At 49.2% G+C, this 14,663-nt stretch carries 13 protein-coding genes and 1 pseudogene; 7 read left to right on the plus strand and 7 right to left on the minus strand.

Annotated features, from left to right (window positions below):
- Positions 1 to 85 precede the first annotated feature (85 nt).
- Complete coding sequence (locus tag H6F68_RS14960; RefSeq protein ID WP_190560145.1) at positions 86 to 253, minus strand: DUF4177 domain-containing protein; 168 nt, start codon at positions 251 to 253, stop codon at positions 86 to 88.
- Between the two features lie 452 nt (positions 254 to 705).
- Here H6F68_RS14960 and H6F68_RS14965 point away from each other — a divergent pair, with 452 nt between their 5' ends.
- The 6 genes from H6F68_RS14965 to H6F68_RS14990 all read left to right on the plus strand — a co-directional run bounded on the left by H6F68_RS14965 (position 706) and on the right by H6F68_RS14990 (position 4,277).
- Positions 706 to 966 carry an NAD(+)--rifampin ADP-ribosyltransferase gene (locus tag H6F68_RS14965; protein ID WP_190560147.1) on the plus strand — a complete coding sequence of 87 codons (261 nt, stop codon included), beginning with the start codon at positions 706 to 708 and terminating at the stop codon, positions 964 to 966.
- Positions 967 to 1,037: 71 nt separating this feature from the next.
- A complete protein-coding gene (locus tag H6F68_RS14970) occupies positions 1,038 to 1,352 on the plus strand; it encodes a hypothetical protein (RefSeq protein ID WP_190560149.1) in 315 nt (104 codons plus the stop codon).
- A gap of 90 nt (positions 1,353 to 1,442) precedes the next feature.
- The gene (locus H6F68_RS14975; protein ID WP_190560151.1) at positions 1,443 to 1,826 is read left to right on the plus strand and encodes a nuclear transport factor 2 family protein; all 384 of its coding nucleotides are present in this window, start codon (positions 1,443 to 1,445) and stop codon (positions 1,824 to 1,826) included.
- A 141-nt stretch (positions 1,827 to 1,967) separates the two neighbouring features.
- Entirely contained in the window at positions 1,968 to 2,744 is a 777-nt protein-coding gene (locus H6F68_RS14980; protein WP_190560153.1) for an SDR family oxidoreductase, read from the plus strand.
- A 265-nt stretch (positions 2,745 to 3,009) separates the two neighbouring features.
- Positions 3,010 to 4,008, plus strand: a complete 999-nt coding sequence (locus H6F68_RS14985) for an alpha/beta fold hydrolase (RefSeq protein WP_190560155.1) — start codon at positions 3,010 to 3,012, stop codon at positions 4,006 to 4,008.
- 80 nt (positions 4,009 to 4,088) lie between these two features.
- Positions 4,089 to 4,277, plus strand: coding sequence for a hypothetical protein (locus H6F68_RS14990; protein WP_190560157.1), 189 nt, complete (start codon positions 4,089 to 4,091; stop codon positions 4,275 to 4,277).
- Between the two features lie 75 nt (positions 4,278 to 4,352).
- Here the strand turns inward: H6F68_RS14990 and H6F68_RS14995 are convergent, their stop codons facing one another.
- Entirely contained in the window at positions 4,353 to 4,676 is a 324-nt protein-coding gene (locus H6F68_RS14995) for a hypothetical protein (protein WP_190560159.1), read from the minus strand.
- 195 nt (positions 4,677 to 4,871) lie between these two features.
- Here H6F68_RS14995 and H6F68_RS29795 point away from each other — a divergent pair.
- Positions 4,872 to 4,971: pseudogene (locus H6F68_RS29795) on the plus strand (IS6 family transposase); the annotation flags it as partial.
- A 367-nt stretch (positions 4,972 to 5,338) separates the two neighbouring features.
- On the opposite strand, the gene H6F68_RS15005 reads toward H6F68_RS29795, so the two are convergent.
- From H6F68_RS15005 to H6F68_RS15025, 5 genes are all read right to left on the minus strand, one after another.
- Positions 5,339 to 7,687, minus strand: coding sequence for a GAF domain-containing protein (locus tag H6F68_RS15005; RefSeq protein WP_190560163.1), 2,349 nt, complete (start codon positions 7,685 to 7,687; stop codon positions 5,339 to 5,341).
- Positions 7,638 to 10,508, minus strand: coding sequence for a hybrid sensor histidine kinase/response regulator (locus H6F68_RS15010; RefSeq protein WP_190560165.1), 2,871 nt, complete (start codon positions 10,506 to 10,508; stop codon positions 7,638 to 7,640). Before H6F68_RS15010 ends, H6F68_RS15005 begins: the two co-directional genes overlap by 50 nt.
- Positions 10,509 to 10,843: 335 nt before the next feature.
- The gene (locus H6F68_RS15015) at positions 10,844 to 11,815 is read right to left on the minus strand and encodes a CHASE domain-containing protein (RefSeq protein ID WP_190560167.1); all 972 of its coding nucleotides are present in this window, start codon (positions 11,813 to 11,815) and stop codon (positions 10,844 to 10,846) included.
- Between the two features lie 310 nt (positions 11,816 to 12,125).
- On the minus strand, positions 12,126 to 12,548 hold the full coding sequence (locus H6F68_RS15020; protein WP_190560169.1) for a DUF3037 domain-containing protein: 423 nt from the start codon (positions 12,546 to 12,548) through the stop codon (positions 12,126 to 12,128).
- Entirely contained in the window at positions 12,526 to 13,371 is an 846-nt protein-coding gene (locus tag H6F68_RS15025; protein WP_242065520.1) for a HipA family kinase, read from the minus strand. The genes H6F68_RS15020 and H6F68_RS15025 overlap by 23 nt, the downstream gene beginning before the upstream one ends.
- Positions 13,372 to 14,663 lie beyond the last annotated feature (1,292 nt).

Below are 14,663 nucleotides of genomic sequence, written 5' to 3' on the forward strand. Positions count from 1 at the left end.
GTTATTCCAAGTCACAAGAGATGCTGGAAGCCTCTATTTGCTTATTGACCTACTATCTGAGACATTGGAAAGTACTGGTTCCTGTCTAAATCATTCGCTCTTTGTGCAACGCCCCAGGAAGAATTGTCACTAACTCCCAGCCTCTAGCTCCCGCTTCATTCAATACATCCTCAAGTTCTATTTCGTTGATCTTCCCTGCCCCGAATGTTCCTTGAGCAAAGAACTTAATCGTTTTATACTCCCACTCACCCATGGCCTTCTCTAAAGAGTTTCAAAATTACCCTAAAATTTTCCGATACCCATCTCTCACTACAAAGTCTGATCTTAGCGGCGATCGCCCCCAGACCAAATCTCTGAAAACTCAGCTCCCCCGTTGCTCGTTGCTATCGATTGTCATAATCTTTAGAAATAGAATAATCACAAAAAGCTTGGTCCAGCATGGGTTCAAGCGATTCCTAATTGCAACTCAGGTTGAAGCGATCGTAAAATTTACGAAAGTTGTTAGTCAACACGATATTTGGGTCATACGTGGAATTGGTGAAGCGATCACAACAGTTTAGGTGGTCGTAGTGCATCGAAGCGTTATTGATAGAACATCCAGCGAGGCCTATTAGCTCGGCCTAGCCTTACCTTCTGGAATTCGGCGACAGACCTTTCCGGCTGTTCCCGCTAGAATGATTGCCATCTATGGATGAGGAGATAGGCATGAGCAATCCCGAAACCCCATCGACACCCGCCGATACCCGCTCACGGCGGTTTTACCATGGCACCCGGGCGGACCTGAAGCCTGGCGACCTGATTCAACCTGGTTATGCCAAGAAGTATCCGGGGAATCCCACAAAGTCCTATCGCTCGCGGGAGCCGCTGCGGGTGGTGAGCGAATACCTGGACTGGCAGGGACACTTCCCGGGAGTCATCCAAGCAATGAAGGACCGCATCGCGGGTTTGGAGCCCATCGATGACTGAGCTGCTCTGCACGAGTTGCGAGGGGTCCGATTGTGCATTCAGAACAAGCCGTTGGTCAATTTGAAATCTGATTGAGAGACGCTAATGCTCAGTTGCTAGTAGCAAAAGTTGAATTAGGTGGTCAAGATTGGGCTGACAATAGCAGACGACGCACTAAATGCGACATAAAGCTATACTGGGCTGAAGGTGAGGTTGAAGAAACGGATTGGCATTGCTTTGAGGCTTTTAAGCGGGTTCGAGAGAAACTAGCTTTGCATGACCTCCTGCCAATGCGCTACGGAGCCAGCAGGAAAGTCGTACTTTCGGGAATACTGCTCGATATGGGTTTTGGGTTAGAAGTATATAAAGCGGCTGAACTTGGCCTCCACTATGCCCGCGATTTCTAACTCTTTGTTGCAGTGGACAGCCAAAAAGCTGCGCTTTTGTCCGCTGCAACAAAGAGTTAGAAACTGTCCCCTCTCCTTCACCTACCGCTTATGCCAGAGCAACCTGTACCAGAAATCAAACTGCTACGCGCAGCATACGCAGCCTTCAACGCGCGTGACATTGATGCCGCCCTCGTCCTCATGACTCCCGACGTGGCTTGGCCGAAGGCATTCAAAGGCGGTTTTGTTCGTACTCCTGAAGCAGTCCGCGCTTACTGGACGGAGCAGTGGAGTGAGATCAATCCCCACGTCGAGCCGGTTGCCTTTCACCCGGAGGAGGATGGGCAGGTCTGGGTCGAGGTGCATCAGGTTGTGCGCGATCTGTCCGGAGCCGTGCTTGCCGATGAGCACGTCGGCCACCGTTTCACCATTAAGCATGGCTTGATTCAAGCCATGGAAGTTTGCCCACTTTCATCGTCTGGCCTCGGTGCCTAACAACGAACAACGCGCATACACACCAACCGTTGAGAGTTATCAGTATGCTACAAAGGTGATCTACGGCGGGAATCGGCAACCTGAGCTGGCTGCGTTTCCGAGTTAGAGCTAGCTGTTGAATAGTGGCGAGGAGTTAATGATTTGCCCGAAGCTGCATTAACAGGTCGTGTTGCCCTTGTGACTGGTGTGAGTCGGCGCAAAGGGATTGGCTTTGCGATCGCCCAACAATTAGCAGTGTTAGGGGCAGACGTATTTATTCATTCTTTTTCACCCTTTGATGCCAGTCAACCTTGGGGTGCTGATCGAGATGGAATTTCTGCAATTATTAAAGGCCTTCAGCAACAGGGCACACGTATTGCTCATGCTGAAGTAGATCTGCTCGACTGCACGGCTCCCCAACAACTGATGAACGCTGCGATACAAGCCTTTGGTCATATCGATATTTTGATTGCCAATCACGCTTACAGTACGATGGGGAGCTTGGAAGAATTAACCGCAGCAGAGATTGACAAGCATCTACAAGTGAATGTGCGAGGGACGTTGTTACTAGTGCAAGCGTTTGCGGCGCAACATGATGGTCGCTCTGGAGGCCGATTGGTTCTTCTGACTTCTGGACAGCATCTTAACCCGATGCCTGGAGAGTTAGCGTATGTTGCTTCCAAGGGTGCGCTTCATCAACTCACACTGAGTTTGTCAGCTCATTTAATTTTGCGGGGCATTACTGTAAATACAGTCAATCCTGGCGCAACAGACACAGGTTATGCCTCTGCTGAGCTGTATGAATCAATTCGGATAGCTCATCCACAAGGGCGTTGGGGACAACCAGAAGATGCAGCGCGTCTCATTGGGTGGCTTGTGACAGACGATGCTCAGTGGATTACAGGACAAGTTCTCAATTCCACAGGAGGTGGAGTGTAGATGTAAGTGCTAGCGTAAGCTAACCAGCCAGCGCAGCGGACGGAAGGAGTCCGTCTGAGCGGTTGCAAAGTTCGATGCCGACCCTGATTTTTGCCGTCGTAGCCAGCATCATTGCCGAAAATGAGTCGGTTTGGTTGGTTGAGTACGAGAGGTTGTCTGCGACGGGTGATGGGATCGTTATGCGGCTCAAGGGATCGCTTGAATCATCATTGGAAAGTCATCTGTGGGATATTGCAAACGGACTTAAGCTTGAAGGAACAATGGAATGCTATGGCTTGTTGTGTTTCTGGGAGGGTTGATAGGGGTAGTCGGGTTCGGAGCAATTTATCAAACACTTGCTACAAGACGCGATCGCCGCAGATTTCTATCACCTGGAAAATTAATTGCGATCGACGGCAATCATTGGCACTATCAAGTGATGGGCGAAGGGCTTCCCACCGTCATTTTGGATAGTGGAGCCGGAGGGACTCACATCGATTGGCAACTCGTACAACCTGAAGTTGCGAAATTCACGAGAGTTTTGACCTACGATCGCGCAGGCTATGGCTGGAGTGATTTCAGTTCAGAACCCCGTACAGCTGAGCAAATCGTTAAAGAGTTGCGGCAACTTTTGCGTGAGGTTGAGATTAAGCCACCTTATGTCTTAGTAGGAATGTCTTTAGGGGGTTTATTCAGTCGTTTATTTGCCTATCACTATCCAGAAGAAGTGGCTGGGATGGTTTTAGTCGATGTAGCGCACGAGAGAATGTACGAGGAGACCCCAGCCGAGTGGGTTGAATTGAACAAACGGCTTGAAGGGCTATTAGTTCATGTGTTGCCAATCATGGGACACATAGGTTTGCTGCGTTTGCTCGTGACTTTTGATGCTTTACCGATGGCGGCTGGTTTATTCCAAAAATTCCCACCTGCACTGCGCCCGCTTGCTAAAGCAATCTATTCTCAAACTCAGTTTGGGAAAGCCTTTGCTCAGGAATCAGCTGCGGTATCAGCCAGTATGAATCAGGTTGAGCAGGTACGAAAGACAAATTCATTTCCTGACATTCCTCTCATCGCCTTGTCGTCTGGAGAGCCCGACTTCGACATCACCCAAGAGGTGCTTGAGAAATTGCAAGAATTACATGCAGATCTAGCGAGTGAGTCACCTCAGGGTGTTCACACAATTGTGCACAGCAGTGGACATGCCATCCAACTCGACCAACCAGAATCTGTCATTGATGCAATTCGCCAAGTTGTTGAAAAAGTGCGTTGTAGTAGCATCACCTAACGCTTTAGTAGCTAGCGACAATGCCGAAAATGACCATCTTCGGCATTATTTGAGTTGCGATCGCTTGAGCTCTCAATGATTTGAGGCGTACTACAAAAAATACGGCATTATCTATTTTCGGCAATGCTTCTCAAAAGCAGGGACGGCATAGAGCCCGTGACCGCACTTTGCTGTTAATAATGTTTCGGGATGGGTTGAGAGTCGGAGATGTTGAACTCCTGAAATCGGATGCACTCATGCTGAATGAGCAAGCGATCGCAGGGTTTTGATCACGCCCTTTCTGCCCTTGCAACCTTCATTGATCAATTACTGCTAGCCATGATACTGCGGCGGCAATATCATGGCTAGAACACGCGATGATTGGCTTCGCCAAACGCCAGGCGGGCCAGGTAAGCAATCCCCGTATTGGGCACAACTATCGCGACTTTTACATCAGCTTGCTTGAGCGCATCGGTTAACCCCTGCTGCGTGAGCACAATTTCTATCGGCGGGCGCTCAAGCTCCAAGGCATCGTACATCACCTGTTTGCAGCCCGTGTCTCTCTGCAACATCACAATGCGCTGATGACACTCCTGTATGAGATCGGCTGTAGCCACCCCGCGAATTCGCGCGAGGATGATTCCACCCACAAGCTCAACCCATAACTGATCTGGACTCTCGTTTAGCATAATGATGCTCGTTGATGAAATTGTCTCGGCTCAACTTTTAATTAGCCCAAATCAATTCTGCCAATCTCCCAAGTTGGACATGAGCCCGAAAAAATTTTCGTATAGTACCTCTGATTTCGGGAATTAGCCCGAATTCTTTAGTGTTTCTTCGCGCTAGTTTCACCTTTTATCCCGCCTAAGATCCCAGCTGAAACCCAACTATGGCAGGTGAAGTACTTAAACAATAGGGTTAGGCAAGATCATCGAAATATCAAGCAAATCACCAAGCCAATGATGGGCTTCAAATCTTTCAACCCGGTAAGACGAGCCTTGCGCGGAATTGAAGCGGTGAGCCTGCTCCGCAAAGGCAAGTGAAGGGGAATTGAAAAAGGTGATATGCGAGCCAAGCTAGAATTCGTGTCTCAAATTTTTCGAGCGGGTTGCTTAATTGAGTCTAGATTAGGTCAACGGTTTGTTCTCCAATGGTTTTTGCAACAGAACCGCATTTTCTAGGGTAGTCTTGTGTCCAAGTGGCAAGCCTATCTTTTTTTTGTACTTAGCAGCTCTATTGCCCGCTACATAGTTACTTCAAGCTTCCTGTCACCCTCTGAGGCTTCGCCAGTTTGAACCTATGAAAAGATGTTCTTAACCATAACGTTCAGTACAGCTATGTGTTTAACTAGCTACACAACTATTGGTAAGGAGACTACAAAAGTTGTCTCTCCCTGAGCACTATTGACATCGATGGCTCCCCCCAAGCGCTTCACTAGCTTTTGCACAAGAGCCAGCCCTAGTCCAGTGCCACCCTGTTTCCAGCGATCGGCATGGGCAACTCGATAGAACTTGTCAAAGATCTGTGGGAGATCACTGGCTGGAATTTCTGCTCCAAAATTGGTGACTCGTAGCTGGAGCTGATTTTGCTCGACTGCAACACTCACCACAATCCGTTCTTCTGGCGGCGTATATTTACAAGCATTGTGCAGCAGTTCTACCAAAATCCGGTTGAGTGCATCTGGGTTAGACTGAATATGCGGTGGCGAATCAGGTATTTCAATCTGCAAGTACTGCTGATGAGCATCAGCCCGTTCTTGAAACGATTCTAATAAGGCAGATAACCAAAGTTTAAGATCAATGCATTCAGTGACCAATGGCGCTGACGTAAACTCTAGCCGCTGTAGATCTAATAAATCATTGATCAAGCTAATTTCTCGTTCACATTCACTGTCGAGAATTCGTAAATACTGGGTAACTCTCGAGTTCGGGGTAGCATTTGCTGACTGAGAAATGTCAGTGATCGCTGGCTCGTCGGTAGCAGCAGTTTCAGAACGCGCTAAGGTGACTTTGAGCATTTTGATCGCCATCTTCATGTTAGTCACGGGCGTTCGCAGTTCATGCGAAACAGTGCTGAGAAAGTCATCCTTCATCTGATGTAAGCTCTCTAACGCTGCTACCTGACTTTGAGCGGCTGCATAGAGCCGTGCTTGCCGAATCGCGATCGCACATTGATTTGCCACCTGCTGCACTAGGCGAATCTCATGTTCAACAAACACTGTTGCTTGGAGCCGAGAAAGCCACAGATCACCCAAGACCCCTTGATCATCAAAAATAGGACAGGCAAGGAGCGTTAATGCACCATGTTCCAAATAAGGTTCGCAGGATTGAAACCACTGACGGTGCAGCAGGTGGTGGTAGATCTCTGGGAACTCTGCCATCGACACAGTTTTCCCTTGCTTTTGGCGGCTGAGGGTCGTGTACTCGTAGCAGGTAGTTGCAGTTTGTTGTCCTAGGTCATAAAGTGCTGTGTCACATGAAGCCACCGCTAAACCCAAAGCCAGCTCTTGCACAGCGGTTTGCAGAATCTGTCTCTCGTCAAGATTGTCTCGAACTTTATCGGTAATTCGCTTTAGCAGGGCATCAAAGTCTCGCGCTTGCTGGAGCTGAGCAGTTCGCGCCTGTACCTGTTGCTCCAGATTGGCATTGAGTTGCTGCACCTGTTGATAAAGGTGTGACTGTTGCAGTGCGATCGCAACCTGGTCGGAGAGTTGCTTGAGCAGGTCAATTTCAAGCGGACTCCACGGTCGAGGCTGAGTGCATTGATTTACGCTCAGCAGCCCCCATAGGGTTTGCTCTCGGACAATCGGGACAACGAGATTGGCTCTAATCTGCAAATTCGCCAATAAATCAACGTGACACGGCGACAAATTTGCTGCATAAATGTCCGCGATGTTGAGCACTCGTCCCTGTCGATACTGCCTAGCATAGCCGTCGCTAAAACACTGATCTCTGACTGTTCTGCCTAAAATTGACAGATTGGGCGTAATCACAGATTCCACGATGACGACTCCGCTCCAATCTGGCTCAAACCGATAAATTAACACGCGCTCGACACGGAGCAACTGGCGAACTTCCACTACCGTTGTATTCAGAATGGCATCAAGGTTTAAAGACTGGCGAATCCGCTGGGTGATTTCTGCCAGCAATTCTTTCTGCTCGGCTTGTTGCCGTAGGGTTGCTTCGGCTTGTTGCCGCTGGGTAATTTCTATTCTTAGCTCTTGGTTCGCGGCGGCTAACTGTTCTGTGCGCTGCTGCACCCGTTGTTCCAGCTCTGCATTGAGGTTACGGATCTCTGTCTTTGCCGCCTGGAGGGCAAGCTGGTTTTCAATGCGGGCCAAGACTTCTTCTGCCTGGAAGGGCTTGGTAATATAGTCGGCTCCCCCCACCTCAAATGCCTTGACTTTGTCCCAGGTCTCATCCAGAACACTCAGGAAAATCACCGGAATCTCGCGGGTTTGCTCTGCTGCCTTGAGCTGTTGACAAACCTCGTAGCCGTTGATTCTAGGCATTTGGATGTCGAGTAAAATCAAATCCGGTGGAGCTGAGCGAACCACTCTCAGGGCCATCACCCCATCAATCACGCCTCGAACCTGGTATCCTCGCTCCGTTAGAGTGGATGACAGAAGGTGCAGGTTTTCTGGTGTATCGTCAACAATCAGAATATTTCCCTTGGGGATCTGATTCGGAGGGATATCCATCAAGATGCTCCACTAGGGCAATAATTTTATCACAACGGAAGTTATGAACCCAGTGACTTAAGGTGTCAGCTAGAAGCACTTGCTCTGCTGGAATTTCCGCAATCAGTTGGAATAACCAGGCATTATTCACTTGATCGGCTGCTTGGTAGAGCTGTGCAATCCACTCAGTCGGCATGACTGTTAAGCTTTCAACACCTAACCGATAACCCTCAGCCTTAGGATTTTGCTGGTTTGGGTAATTGCCGTCTTGCTGCATGCTTACCGGAGCATCGCTTGTTCCGTAGCTATACCTTACCGCCAAATACTGAGCGATCTTGTTAAGAATGACCGCTTCTTGTATCGGTTTGCATACAAAGTCATCACACCCAGCGGCCAAGATCAGGGCTCGATCTGCATCCAACACACTTGCGGATAAGGCAATGATAGTGGTCCCTGATCCTTGTGGTTGTGCCTTGATGTATTGGGTTGCTGCATACCCATCCATCACAGGCATTCGCATATCCATCCAGATCAGATGGGGTTGCCAATGTTGCCACAGCGCGATCGCCGCCTGTCCATTCTCAGCCTCGCGCACCTCAAAGCCCAGGGGAGCCAGCATCCTTACCAACAATTGACGGTTGGTTGAGCGATCGTCTACTACCAAGATTCGGTAGGTAGGCTGATCGGGTGCCAATCCCATCACACGTTGGACTGGTTGCTGTAATGTCACAGCGGCTTCGGCATCCCCCACCTGGATCTCAAAGGTGAATATGGTGCCACTGCCCAAGGTGCTATTCACGGTAATGTCTCCACCCAGCAGGCGGACAAATTGACGGCTGATTGGTAATCCCAAGCCTGTTCCCTCTTGAGATCTCAGACCCGATTCGGTTTGCGAAAAAGCCTCAAATAAGGTTCCTAGCTCGTTGGTAGCAATGCCCACACCTGTGTCTTTCACCTCAAACCGTAACGTCAGGGGGGAGGAAGGGGCGGGCGCATCAGAAGGGGTGGACGCATTTTTGTCGTCTGCTGTGGCGGTTTCTTCTACCCGCTCTACGACGCTGACACGCAGGATTACGCTGCCTTGTTGAGTAAATTTAATGGCATTCCCCAATAGGTTAAGCAGGATTTGCCGCAGTTTTCTTTCATCCGATCGCACGTATTGAGGTACTTCAGGAGTACGGCTAAACATCAACTGCAAACCCTTAGCGCTAGTTTGTAGTTGCAGCATCTCTTCTAACGTATCGAGCAGGCGATATAGGTCAAACCGATTTTCATACAGCGTTACTTGTCCTGCCTCAATCTTCGACATCTCTAACACGTCGTCAATCAGGTCTAGTAAGTGCTCGCCGCTGTGATTGATAATTTCTAATTCTGCGGCTGCCGATACTAGAACTGGATTGCGTGCTAACAACCGAGAAAAACCGAGAATGGCATTGAGGGGCGTTCTTAGCTCGTGGCTCATGTTGGCTAGAAACTTGCTTTTGGCTTGGTTTGCCGTATCCGCCGCTTCTTTCGCGGCTTTGAGCTGAACGGTCCGTTCGGCAACACGGGTTTCTAGTTCCTCAAACGATCGCTTTAACTGGGTTGCCATCTGGTTAAAAGACTGACCCAATGCCTCTAGCTCATTAATGCCTTTGACCGTCACGGTTTGGTCAAGATGGCCCGTTGCGATCGCCTGGGAGGCAGCGCTGAGCCGTAAAATGGGTTTTGTGATCCAGCGAGATGTGGCAATTCCTACAATAACTGCCAGCACCAATGCACCCAAGCAGAGCAGAACGGTGGCGCGAGTGTTGGCATTGATTTGTGCCATGAAGTCAGATTCTGGCACCACCACCACAATTAGCCAATCCAGCCCCCGTTCATCGTAAAGAGGCAAGACTTGCACAAATTCTCTTTGACCTTGCAGCATAAAGTCAAACTGCTGACTGTGATTAATCTGCCTAAGATTACCGAAGCGATCGATTAAATGTTGAGCTGTAAAGCGAATTAGGGGAATGCTGCTTTCGGTAGCTAGGAGCCGACTAACCTGACCATCTGCTTTGGTCAAAAATGGCTGTTCAGTAGTGGATGATGCGACGATGAGCCCTGAGCGCTCGATGATAAAGGTCTTCCCCGATCGCCCCACCCTTAAATTTTGTAGAAATTGACTAATGCTCGAGAGATATAAATCAGTACTGACCACTCCCCGGAAAGTTCCAGTCTGATCGTACACAGGCTGACTAGCTGAAATGCCCAAGCTGGGCTGAATGTAGTACTGGTAAATGGAGTTCCAATGAGGACGTTTCGCCTGTTTTGCCCCTGTATACCAGGGTCTTATGCGGGGGTCATAATTGGGATGAGTTTCCCTACGTCCTGTTGGGTTGCCCTGGCGATCGACGTTGATGATTGTGTTGACAAAACGAGTGGAGCGATCGGTAATTTCAATCACAGGCGTACCGTCATCCCGATAGCCAGCTCCGGCGTATTCTTTCCGTTCTCCACCAAAACTGATGTAACTTGTATTAGGAAACTGCTGCAACTGCCAGAACAAGTAGCTTCTCATCCGACTCATGTCATTCGGATTCCACAGCGAAAAGCGGGAAATAGCATCTGCACTGATGGCATTGACTAGATGGGGCGTTTCCAAATACGTATCTAGGTGTTGCTGAATCCGGGCAGTAACTTCGTTCCGTAACTGTCTAGCAACCTCATTAACCGCATTCTGCCCATTCCGTAGTGAGAGCCATCCAGTTACTCCCACTGCCGCAGAAATTTGCAAGATAAAAGGTATCACTAAAACCAGACGTAGCGGAATCTTGTAGGAATTGCCTGTAGCTGAACAATCTTGGTTCAGAAGGGCCATATAGTAGATTCTCACTTAGCTCGCTTTCAGCCATCGAGCAGCAGAAACCTTCTGCATATTTCAGGTGCGATTGATCTTCAATCCCGCCTAGTGGCTTTATTTAGTTAAGGTAGAAAAACTCTGAGCCCTCACAAGCTCTTCGATATTTCCACCTGATTTACAGGATACAGCAACTAGGGATTGAGTTAAACTCAGTAAATCAGTCATCTACTCCACTGAGTTTGCAAAACCGTGTCTCGCAGAAGGGGTGCTGTTCCACAGCGCAGGCCTGTCGCAGCAAAATCGGGGACGTTGATTCATCCGGGTTTTGCCTTGCTGTGGCTCAATCTTCATTTCTACATTGCGGACGAGCTCTCCCTGCCAGGCTCGAAACAGCGGAATCTCCTCCTTCCGCATCCGGTTTTGCCGTCCCAATGGTAAAGGCTATAGTGCTGTGCCCATTGCTCAGGCGGAAGTGGTTGCTCTGGTAATCCGTGCCACTCTCTCGCCACTCGATTGAACAACGTCAGTGTTCCTGCCGCGTCACAAGCTACGATGCCAGCTTCAATCGTGTTGAGTAAGACCTGCAAGAAATCTTGTTCTTCTTGGAGCGCCACTTCAATCCGTTGGCGTTCCCTAACTTCCTGCTCCAACACGGTGTTAATAGCGCTGACGTTCTGGGCTGTCAGTCTGGCTCGATAAGTTAGATGCGCAGCCAAGGCCAAGAGCCAAGATACAGCTAAACCTCCCATCAAGGTGATGGTGGGCAGGGGCGATCTCATTCGATTGGAGAGGAGCGCTGTCGGATAAACCTGGGTCCGCCAGTTCAACCCATACAGTTCGATATTACTCTCTTGGTGCCATTTACCTCGATTGCCCTCGCCTACATCATCATGGGTGTAGATCTGGTCTTTTCCATCAAAAATGGCAACCACATAGCCATGAGCATCCTTCTCTGACAAGATGCTGTTAATCAGTTCTTGAGTTCGGTAAGTCGCGACAATAAAACCATCAAACTGTTGCTCTCTGAAAATAGGAACATAGACTTGAAAGCCCTTCCCTTCTTGCACCAAGTCAATAGTATGGCTCACAGCAACCCTGCGTTGCTGATAAGCCACATTCAGCCCCGCTTTGCGTCGTTGCTCAAAGTCCAGTTCTAGATTTAGCGCAGCTTCATTCCCTTGTAGCGGTACCAGCCAGCGGACACGGTGAGTCGGATCGACCCAAGCGATCGCCTGATAGCTGCTAAAGTCTCGGACATTGAGCGCTGCATTAAACTCCGACTCTGCTTGGGAAGGTTTGCCATGCCGTCCCCACCGATCAGCCATCCGCAGCAGTGCTTGCACTTGAGGCTTAATCTTTTCCGTAATTTCCAGTTCTAGATTTCTTGCCTCAACGCTCAGAGCGTGCTAAATCTGAGCTTGTTCTTGCTGAACCAAAGCCTGCCATAGCAGAATGCTAACAGCTGATGTACTCAGACTTAGGATGAGTGGCAGAACCTGAAGTAAAGGGAAAGCTCTCTTGGGAATTGCAGTGATTCTTGCTAGGAAAGCAATCAGCATACGGGTACCGCTTCATCTCAGGGTCATTCTTCCCAGGAATCACGATTATTTACCTTGAAAAAAGGTGCCAGTAGCACTAAGCCGTGTGGGTTACAGTCGTTTTGTTTTGCTTGCACGGACGCACCATGGTGTCGAGGAGATGTTCGATCACATGGGGTAGGCTGGGGCAAAGACCTGTATGGACTCGCGATGTCTGGATTACCGTGCTCCGAGGAGCCACAATCCAGTGGAAGCGATCGCGTTGAGGCAACCGACCAATGGGTCCGGCGGGTTCGCCGCCCGCGCAAATGAGGGGAATGGCAACGAGATAGTCTCGAATCATTTCAAGATCAAGAGTGGCGTCGAGCGCCATGAGTCGTGGCTCGTCAAGTTCAATCCGAGCTTCGAGAAATTTGTAGCTGACGCAGGAAACGACCACCCCCACATTGACAAACTCTTCGCGCTCCACTCTGGGAACCACGCGGATGACAGCGTAATCATACGGTAAGAGATCGGGCACGAACAGCTTCCTCCAGAAAAATACGCGGCGCTTCTAATCGTCTCATCAAGTACTCGACATAGGCTGCTCGATGTTGCTGGGGTCCACTAAATGGAGTGTCTTCCCCCAGCCAAGCATCCGGAATCAGCTGCACGATGGACTCAATAATGCTGAGTGTCAGCCGTTCCGTTATTTTCGCATCCACCTCTCGCATAGTGCTAGCACTATGGAGTAGCACGTGATCCTTGATGGCCGCAAAGGGCGTGCGGCTCCGTTCTAGGTAGTTGCTCCAGGTGTAATGGAAGTAGAGAGCTGCACCGTGATCGATCAACCATAGTCGTCGATGCCACATCAGCATATTCGTGTTCCCCGCTGTGCGATCGATGTTCGTCACGTAAGCATCAAACCAGACGATTAAAGAGGCGAGGTCAGCATCAAGTTTCGTTGCAATGGGGTCAAATGTCACAGAACCAGGGAGGTAGTCGAGCGCCAGATTCAGCCCGATACTGGCTCGAATCAAGTCTTGGATTTCTGGATCAGGCTCAGTGCGAGCAAGTTCAGCATCGAGGTGAATCCAGACAATCTCAGGAACAGGCAGCCCTAAGGCTCGAGCAATCTCCCCTGCCACCAACTCTGCAATCAGTGCTTTCGCGCCTTGGCCTGCCCCTCGAAACTTCAGCACATACATGCCATCGTCATCGGCTTCTACAATGGCTGGTAGCGAGCCCCCTTCGCGCAGTGGTGTGACATATCTAGTCGCAGTAATGGTTCGTAAGCTCATCTTTTGCCACAACGCTCCGAGCTGTTTTGAGTAGCGCCAATCAATGAGCAATCGCTCTCGCATAAGTCGGAGAACCTAGAACTGAAGCGACCGCAATCTGACCATTGTACAAGTCAACTCAAGAGAAGGGGAAGTTAGGTTTGAAGAAAAATGGATGAAACCTCAAGTGTTCAAGTGCACCTCATCAAGAAGCAGAAATCGAAACCCAAACAGCAATCTGAAACTTGCATTTCAATACTCCAGTATTAATTTGCATGAGGGCAACTGAGAACGGAGAAGATTCTGAGCTGGTTTTTGCTTAATCTACAACGCGAGGTTTCAGAAAAATGGATGAAGTGATTAGAAAAATTGCAGCGTTAGGGTTGCCAGGAATATTTTGGTGATTGTGATGTCCACAGCTAGACTCAGTGGAGTCGCAGCTATCACAGCCGCTTTGGCTATTTTAGGTGGCCCATTGGAATGCTAGGTGGCATTGTTATCTTGGGTCTAACAGCTTGATCACATAAGGCTTAGCAAAGGTTGTCTGAAAAACCTCTCAACAGCCATTTATTGCGATCGCCGTCTACAAGAACCTCCAGCAAATTACTGGCATAGGTAGACAACTTCTTGCTTCTAGATGATGAAATCAAGAATCGGTTGAGATTGACTATTACAGATAGCTATAGCTGCGAAGGGGTGACTGATGCTTCTTTCTCTAAGGTGACGCAGCAGGCGCTCATGATTCTCCAGAGCTTCTTGGGCTCACCCCAGCCCATCCTCGCGACCTCATCAGTGCGAGGCCAATCGCTCGCTTACAGGATAGAACTACGCTCAGGACTTGGCAGAACCTGGCTGGAGTCGATCATGTATTCCTGACAGATTACAACGACCGGATGATTTATGGGGCTTTGTCAGTTAGATTCACAGCGAGGGTCTACATCAAAATCAGGCGATCGCACGAATCAGACGAGAACTAACCGAAAACTCTCATAGCAGTGCTATTAACCCAGTCGAACCTACTTCATCTGCGAGTTCCCTTGTCATCGCGATCGCACATATCCATGTTCGTCCCTGCAAACACCAGCAGCTTTACTAACTTGATCGTTCACTCTGCTGTAGCAATCATCGTTGTTGTGTTACCTTCTTTGGCTGCTTACTTGGGTTGGAACCAGTGAAACACTTCCCTAGATGAGCCAGTTTACTCTTCTTGAAATTAACTTCAAGGTGCTCAGGCATAGTTTTAGCCGCTGCTACTCCTAGCTCCATGATGGACAGGACTTACGCAGAGACAGACATAAACTAGAGGCATGAGCTTTGCCAAAGTGGATTACTGCCAGTACTTGCTGAGCAGTCCGATTAACTACACGATGACGAAC

The sequence above is a fragment of the Trichocoleus sp. FACHB-262 genome (genome assembly GCF_014696035.1).
GTDB lineage: Bacteria > Cyanobacteriota > Cyanobacteriia > FACHB-46 > FACHB-46 > Trichocoleus.